Annotated in this window: 5 protein-coding genes; 3 read left to right on the top strand and 2 right to left on the bottom strand. The window is 43.4% G+C overall.

Going from position 1 to position 4,376, the window contains the following annotated elements:
* Nucleotides 1-580: MFS transporter (locus tag A3762_RS10750; RefSeq protein ID WP_231878790.1), on the bottom strand; the 580-nt coding region annotated here is incomplete at its 3' end.
* 213 nt (nucleotides 581-793) lie between these two features.
* Here A3762_RS10750 and A3762_RS10745 point away from each other — a divergent pair.
* Nucleotides 794-1,132, top strand: a complete 339-nt coding sequence (locus A3762_RS10745; protein WP_068477708.1) for a P-II family nitrogen regulator — start codon at nucleotides 794-796, stop codon at nucleotides 1,130-1,132.
* Between the two features lie 116 nt (nucleotides 1,133-1,248).
* A complete protein-coding gene (locus A3762_RS10740) occupies nucleotides 1,249-2,532 on the top strand; it encodes an ammonium transporter (RefSeq protein ID WP_068477710.1) in 1,284 nt (427 codons plus the stop codon).
* Between the two features lie 98 nt (nucleotides 2,533-2,630).
* Here A3762_RS10740 and A3762_RS10735 read toward each other — a convergent pair whose 3' ends face one another.
* Entirely contained in the window at nucleotides 2,631-3,041 is a 411-nt protein-coding gene (locus A3762_RS10735) for a phasin family protein (RefSeq protein WP_068477712.1), read from the bottom strand.
* Nucleotides 3,042-3,190: 149 nt separating this feature from the next.
* Here A3762_RS10735 and A3762_RS10730 point away from each other — a divergent pair, with 149 nt between their 5' ends.
* On the top strand, nucleotides 3,191-4,009 hold the full coding sequence (locus A3762_RS10730) for a YiiX/YebB-like N1pC/P60 family cysteine hydrolase (protein WP_068755420.1): 819 nt from the start codon (nucleotides 3,191-3,193) through the stop codon (nucleotides 4,007-4,009).
* The last annotated feature ends 367 nt before the right edge of the window (nucleotides 4,010-4,376 follow it).

The following is a 4,376-nucleotide window of genomic DNA, read 5'->3' as shown; positions in this document are numbered from 1 at the left end:
GTGAAAACTGAAGCAAAAAGCAAATTACGAAAAATAAGTAAGCGCGATTGCGCGTCAGATCTTCACTCAGAGAATGAGATATCTCATGGCCTTGTTGTGCCACTGGCTCATCAAAGCGCATACACGTAGATAACGCGATACCCGACATAATAATTAACAGCGCTATGGGAAATAGCCCAACCCCGCGTTCTTCAAAAATATATCCAAGCGCAATAACCACAACAACAAAACCAATAGAGCCCCAGACTCTGACCAAACTGTAGCGATCAACATCAGCACCCAGGTTATGTAAGGTAATAACTTCAAACTGCGCCAAGATGGCATTCCAAAAAAAGCTGAACGCAATAATCATCAATGCGTAATACCAAAAGCTTTCAGCAAAGAAAAATCCGAGGTAAGAGACCAGCGTTAAAAATGCACCGAGTCTTATTAGCAACAAACGCTTTTGTGTGCGATCTGCGATCAAACCCCAAACATTAGGAGCAATCACTTTCGTCGCCATCAACAAGCCCGTCAGCTGACCGATTTCTGCAGCTGAAAATCCTTCACTTTCTAAAAACAGCCCTAGATAAGGCGCCATCACTCCAAGTAATGCGAAGTATACGAAGTAAAAAACGGAAAGTTTGACCTGCAGCATGGGTAAGTGTTTGTAATCGCTTGAATTGTTATAACAAGTTGATTAGCTTATCACTGCTCTGAAAAGGGCGCGCACATAATTATAAAAATTATTAAAACTATTAGTCTTAACAATAAATAAGCAAACAGATTAAGTTTGCCTTTGGAGATGTCCCTTATGAAACTAATCACTGCAGTGATTAAGCCATTTAAGTTAGAAGACGTTCGCACCGCTTTAACTGACATTGGCTTAGCGGGTATGACCATCACAGAAGTCAAAGGATTTGGCCGTCAAAAAGGCCACACGGAATTATACCGTGGTGCTGAGTACGTGATCGATTTTGTGCCTAAATTAAAAATTGAGCTAGCTGTTGCGAACGATATTGTTGATCAAGCGGTTGAAGCCATTTGCAAATCTGCAAACAGCGGAAAAATCGGCGACGGCAAAATTTTCGTTAGCGATCTAGAGCAAGCGGTTCGCATTCGTACTGGTGAAACAGGCGACGACGCACTCTAGAAAATAACAATAAGCCTTAAGTTTCGAAAAATAGACGTCATACAAAAACATAACCGGCGGTATTTTTAGAAATGGCTCTCTTACCTTTGTAAGAAACAATTAGCTCAGGAAATAACATGTTTAAACTATTTGTTTTGGTAGCTTCAATGCTGCCGGCTTTCGCGTACGCGGAAGATGCTCTTGTTGGTGCTGATACAGCGTGGATCTTAACGGCTACAGCACTCGTTCTTTTCATGACCATCCCTGGTCTTTCTCTTTTTTACGCAGGACTTGTACGCAGCAAAAACGTTTTGTCTATATTGATGCAATGTTTTGCTCTAACTTGCTTAATGTCTGTGCTCTGGTACGTGGTAGGTTATTCACTTGCATTTAGCGATGGTAATAGCTTCGTTGGAGGCCTAAGCAATCTGTTCATGGCAGAAGTAACGAAAGACTCACTATCAGGTACCATTCCAGAAGGTTTGTTTGCAGCATTTCAAATGACTTTTGCTGTCATCACACCTGCACTGATTGTTGGTGCCTTTGCTGAACGTATGAAGTTTTCATCAATGCTTCTATTCAGCAGCATCTGGTTGTTAGCTGTTTATGCACCAGTTTGCCACTGGGTATGGGGCGGCGGTTGGTTGAGCGATCTAGGCGTTCTAGATTTCGCTGGCGGCATTGTTGTTCACATCACGGCAGGTGTAGCGGCGCTTGTTGCAGCGCTTGTGATTGGCAATCGTCGTAACTGGCCACAAACTGCGATGCCTCCGCACAACATGACAATGACTGTTACAGGTGCAGGCATGCTTTGGGTTGGCTGGTTCGGCTTTAACGCGGGTTCAGCGCTTGGCGCAAACGAAGACGCGGCGATGGCTCTTATCGCAACACACCTATCTGCAGCAATGGGCTCTTTAGCGTGGATGGCATGCGAATGGAAAAAGTTCGGCAAGCCATCGGTTCTTGGAATCGTAACCGGTATGGTCGCGGGACTTGGTACTATCACACCAGCATCTGGATCTGTCAGCCCTGCAGCAGCAATTGTAATTGGTTTGTGTGCAGGTGTTGTATGTTTCTACGCAACCATCTTCATCAAACAAAAACTTAAAATTGACGACTCTCTCGATGTATTCCCAGTGCATGGCGTCGGCGGTATTTTAGGTACTCTTCTCGTTGGTATCTTCGCTGCGGGAGAACTTGGCGCATTTAGTGGCTATGGTTTCGGTGGCGACAACAGCTCAATCGGCGAGCAGGTAACAGCTCAGCTAATCGGCATTGGTAGCACAATCGCATACACGGCAATCGTAACGTGGGTCATTCTGAGGCTTGTCGATGCAATGACGGGCTTACGCGTTGACGAAGAAGACGAGTATCGCGGTCTAGATCTAGCTCTTCACGAAGAAAAAGGCTACGACCTGTAGAAAGCTAACAGAGGCCAGAGTAAAAGTACTCTGACCTCTGTTTTAACAAAAAAGCCCTTGCCATTAAACTGGCAAGGGCTTTTTCATATATTGCGCAATTACTTATTACACTTTTTCAATTCCGCCTCAAGGGCGTCAATTCTGGCCTCTAAGGCCTCAATCGTTTTGCGATTCGGGATACCTAATCGCTCTAATGCACCCGAAACACGTTGATCAAATACAGACTCTAGCTTGCCGAAAGTGTTACTCGCTTTACCGCGTACACCTTCTACTGTTCCTTCCACGGCTTTAAATTGTTTTTCAACAACACCTCTCGTTGCGGCTTCGAGCTCTTCGCCCTCTTTAACGAGCTTATCGAAAATCTTTCCAGTGTCTTCTTCTGCTTTGTTGTAAGCACCCAAACCCGCCAACCATATTTGACGTGCTGATGCTTTAATTTTGTCAGAAATTGGAAGGGCATTATCACTACCCACTTCATTAGCGTCCGACTTTTTATCTTTCTGGCTCATTCTCTAGCCCCCTTCAGTTTTTTTCCATTCTACGAGACTTAAAAGCATCCATACAGTCACAATTTAGAAAATTTTGCTTTGCTGTTCATAGGTTTATTGTCTAAACCTTAACTAGTTACCTTTCAACAAATACTATCGAGTCGTCATTAATGGGTTACCAAACAAAGAGCAATATTATTTCGCTCATTACGCGCTTACTTATTCGCGAGCGTGCACCCAACCCAATACCAATGAGCGACTATGAAAGAATGCGTTATGAAATCAAACCTGGTGACGTCATTCTCGTTGAAGGTCGCAGTCGCGTCAGTGATGTTATTAAAACAGTAACCCAGAGTCGATGGTCTCATGCTGCTCTCTACATAGGCAGGCTACATGAAGTAGAAAACCCTCTAGACCGCCAGCGACTTCAAAGCTTTTACGATGGACAACCAGACGTACAACTTATAGTAGAAAGCGAGCTAGGAATGGGTACGGTTGCTCGCCCCTTATCCGTGTATGACCGTGACCATGTCAGAATTTGTCGACCTAAAGATCTAACATATTCAGATGCGCAAAAAGTTATTCACTACGCAATATCCCGGCTTGGTGCTGACTATGATGTTCGGCAAATCTTCGATCTACTGCGTTTTTTCTTCCCGTATTTAATTCTCCCCCGCAGATGGCGCTCAAGCTTGTTTTCTAAACATCCGGGTCAAACCACAAAAACGGTTTGCTCTACCATGATTGCCGAGGCCTTCGGTTCGATCCAATATCCGATCTTACCAATGATCAAGCGATCAGAAGCTGGTCATATTAATATTTACCGAAGAAATCCCAAGCTATGCACGCCAAGTGACTTCGATTACTCGCCTTATTTCGACATTATCAAATATCCTTTCATGAACTTTGCGCAATCTGAGCCAAGATATCGCCAATTGCCTTGGGTTACGGAAGAAAAGCTGGTTGAAGAAGACGAAGTAAAAAACTAGCTAAAACAGACAGATAGAGCCGCCTTATTAATACTATTTCGACACTTAATAACCTGCTCAAAATATAATCAAAGTAGTTATTCCAATTTATGCTTAAAAACTCACCTTTATACATTTGATTATTTCAACTTTTCGCTAATACTTAGTCCACCAACAGCGGCAGCTGTTGGGGAAATGAAAGTTTTTCATGGATACTACTCGCACTTATTGCCGGCTGTGTTTGGTAGCACACCCGGCATTTTTTATGTCTGAAAAAAGCCTCGTTTTTACACATCCCTGATACACTGAATAGTAAGAGAACAATTTTCTGTTCAGATCTTGTTTCATGACGAATTTAACCACAACGAACGAACAAAATGGATCTTAG

The organism is Oleiphilus sp. HI0125 (assembly GCF_001635355.1).
The sequence above is the reverse complement of the archived record's forward strand: the minus strand, read 5'-3'. Positions and strand labels throughout refer to the sequence as shown.

Excerpts from the sequence above, each read along its gene's own strand:
- A3762_RS10745 (WP_068477708.1), top strand. The coding sequence starts at position 794 with ATGAAACTAATCACTGCAGTGATTAAGCCATTTAAGTTAGAAGACGTT.
- A3762_RS10735 (WP_068477712.1), bottom strand. The coding sequence starts at position 3,041 with ATGAGCCAGAAAGATAAAAAGTCGGACGCTAATGAAGTGGGTAGTGAT.
- A3762_RS10740 (WP_068477710.1), top strand. The coding sequence starts at position 1,249 with ATGTTTAAACTATTTGTTTTGGTAGCTTCAATGCTGCCGGCTTTCGCG.
- A3762_RS10730 (WP_068755420.1), top strand. The coding sequence starts at position 3,191 with ATGGGTTACCAAACAAAGAGCAATATTATTTCGCTCATTACGCGCTTA.